At 62.7% G+C, this 2797-nt stretch carries 4 protein-coding genes and 1 pseudogene; all 5 read right to left on the bottom strand.

The window, feature by feature from the left end; all coding sequences use genetic code 11:
- Nucleotides 1-157, bottom strand: a pseudogene (locus EN925_RS41705) (carbohydrate kinase); the annotation flags it as partial.
- On the bottom strand, nucleotides 154-471 hold the full coding sequence (rhaM, locus tag EN925_RS30905; RefSeq protein WP_127368688.1) for an L-rhamnose mutarotase: 318 nt from the start codon (nucleotides 469-471) through the stop codon (nucleotides 154-156). The pseudogene EN925_RS41705 and the gene rhaM, both read right to left, overlap by 4 nt.
- Complete coding sequence (locus EN925_RS30900; RefSeq protein WP_127368687.1) at nucleotides 471-1466, bottom strand: ABC transporter permease; 996 nt, start codon at nucleotides 1464-1466, stop codon at nucleotides 471-473. The genes rhaM and EN925_RS30900 overlap by 1 nt, the downstream gene beginning before the upstream one ends.
- The gene (locus tag EN925_RS30895; protein WP_127368686.1) at nucleotides 1463-2437 is read right to left on the bottom strand and encodes an ABC transporter permease; all 975 of its coding nucleotides are present in this window, start codon (nucleotides 2435-2437) and stop codon (nucleotides 1463-1465) included. Before EN925_RS30895 ends, EN925_RS30900 begins: the two co-directional genes overlap by 4 nt.
- Nucleotides 2434-2797: ATP-binding cassette domain-containing protein (locus EN925_RS30890; protein ID WP_164894498.1), on the bottom strand; the 364-nt coding region annotated here is incomplete at its 5' end. The genes EN925_RS30895 and EN925_RS30890, both read right to left, overlap by 4 nt.

Raw genomic sequence — 2797 nt, 5'->3', positions numbered from 1 at the left:
GTGCCTTGACATCGTGATGTGGGTAAGGCGCCTGCCGCACCGGCGCATTCGCCATGCGGCGCAGCGCCACCTCGCTCAACGTGGCGAGGTCGACCAGCGCCACCTTGGCGTTGGTCTTGCCGATGTCGATGACGGCGATGTGACGCATCGCACTCATGCCATGTGGAACATTGTTTCCAGCTTCACGGCCACCGGCTCGTTGTCCAGCCTGGTCTCCATGATGTCGGCCATGTGGGCCCACCAGCGCTGCATCACCGAATGTCCGGGCAATTCGTCCATGCGGTGGTCGTCTTGCCGCCACAGCACACCGAACAGGATATTGGTCTCCTCGTCGAGATGGATGGAATAATCGGAGACGCCGGCCTGCTTCAGTAGCGCGACCAGCGACGGCCAGATCTCGTCATGGCGCTTCTTGTACTCTGCCTTCATGCCGGGCTTCAGCTTCATCTTGAACGCGTATTTCTTGGCCATCAACGCCCTCCGCGCAGCCGCCGCCAGACGATCGGCAAGGCAATGACGATGATCAGCAGCAGGCCGATGAAGATCGACATGACGATGCCCGGCACATTGAGCAGGCCAAGTCCGAAGGTCACCAGCCCCATGATGAAGGCGGCCAGGACGACCCCAAGAATGCTGCCGGCGCCACCGAGGATACTGACGCCGCCGAGCACCACCATGGTGATGACTTCCAGCTCGTAGCCTTGTGCGATCGAGGGCCGCGTCGAACCGAGGCGCGAGGTGATCAGCACCGAGGCGATGCCCGACATCAGCCCGGTCAGGCAAAACAGGATGAACTTGGTGCGGCCGACGCGCACGCCGGAAAATTGCGCAGCGACCGGATTGTTGCCGATGGCGAAGACGCGTCGGCCGAAACTCGTGCGGTGCAAGAGGAACCAGTAGACGACAGCCGCGATCAGGAACAGCACCAGCTCGAACGACACCACCCACCAGACATAGCCCTGGCCGAAGAAGGCGAAGCTTGAGGGATAGCCTTTGTAGGCCTGGTCGCCGAGGATGATGAAGGCGATGCCGCGAAACAGGCTCATCGTGCCGATGGTGACGACGATCGAGGGCAGGCCGAGCCTTGTCACCAGCAGCCCGTTGAAGGCGCCGCAGCCTAACCCGACGACGATGCCGATCAGCACCAGCACGGGCGTGCCGGCGCCGGCCTGCACCGCCATGCCCATCATGGTCGACGCCAGCGCAATGATGGCGGCCACCGACAGATCGATCTCGCCCGAGATGATCAGCAGCGCCATGGCGAAGGCGATCAGGCCCTTCTCGGTGAAATTGAAGGTCAGATCGGACAGCGAGTACGGGTCGAGGAAATAGGGCGAGGCGAAGCTGTTGATGGCGAAGATGGCGACGGCCACCACGACCAGCAGCGCTTCCCAGGAAAAGATCGCCGAACGCAGCGGCTTGTCGAGCCGGTCGGGAATGTGGCGCGGGGCAGGGATGTCGGTCACGCCTCCACCTTTCTGAGGATGATGCGGCCTTGCTGGCGCTCGCCGCGCGCATTGAGCACGACGGCCAGAATGATTGCGCTGCCCGAAATCGCCATCTGCCAGAAAGGCGAGATGTTGATGACCGGCAGCGCATTGGAGATGATGCCGAGGAACAGTGCGCCTAATACCGCGCCGCCGACCGAGCCGATGCCGCCGGCGATCGAGATGCCGCCGATGACGCAGGCGGCGATGATGTTGAGCTCATAGCCATTGGCGACCTCGACCGAGGCGATCACGTAGCGCGAGATCCAGAGATAGCCTGACAGGCCGCCAATCATGCCGGAGATGCAGAAGACGATGAATTTCGTCCGGCCGACATCGATGCCGGCATAGACGGACGCCGTCGGGTTGACGCCGATCGCGTAGATCGAGCGGCCGAGCGCGGTGCGTGTCATCACAACGAAGAACAGCGCAATGACCAGGATGGCGATCCACGACAGCACCGGAATGCCGAGGAAGGCCGCGCGCTGGAAGCCGATGAACTCCGGGCTCATCTTGTCGGCATTGACCCAGGCACCGCCGGACAGGACGAAGGTGGCGCCGCGATAGATGGTCAGTGTGCCCAAAGTCACCACGATCGAGGGAATGTTCAGCCGCCAGACCAAAAGGCCGTTGATGGCGCCGAGCACCAGGCCGACCAGTAGTGCGATGACGATCAGCAGCGGGATCGGGATTGCCGGATGCGCGGCGTTCAGCATCGCCACCACCATGCCGGTGAAGCAGAGATTGGACGCCATCGACAGGTCGATCGACCGGGTCAGGATGACCACCATCTGGCCAAGCGCCAGGATCATCAGGATCGAGGTGTCGTTGAACACCTGGCGCAGATTGGCCGGATCGGCGAAGGCCGGAAAACGCGTCGAGATCAGCCCGATCAAGACGATGATGGCAGCAGCCAGCCAGATTTCGCGGTATTTGAGGAAAGCCTTCATGCCGCGATCCCTGCTGCCGTCCGAACCAGCGTCTCGGCGTCCAGCTCCTTGTTGTCGTAGACCGCCGCGACAAGCCCCTCGCGCATGACCACGACACGGTCGGACATGCCGAGGATTTCGGGCAGCTCGGACGACACCATGATCACCGACAGGCCTTGCGCCACCAACTCGGCCATGAAGCCGTGCACGGCGGCCTTCGAGCCGATGTCGATGCCCTTGGTCGGCTCGTCCAGGATGATCACCTTGGGCGACGTCGCCAGCCATTTGGCGATGACGATCTTCTGCTGGTTGCCGCCCGACAGTGTGCCGACATCCTGGCTGAGCGAAGAGGCCCTGAGGTCGAGTCGCTCGGTGTAGGAG

Origin of the sequence: Mesorhizobium sp. M7A.F.Ca.US.006.04.2.1, from assembly GCF_004022915.1 — a bacterium.
GTDB classification, from domain to species: Bacteria; Pseudomonadota; Alphaproteobacteria; order Rhizobiales; family Rhizobiaceae; genus Mesorhizobium; species Mesorhizobium ciceri.
Note: the sequence above shows the minus strand (reverse complement) of the source record. Positions and strands in the feature narration are given on the sequence as shown.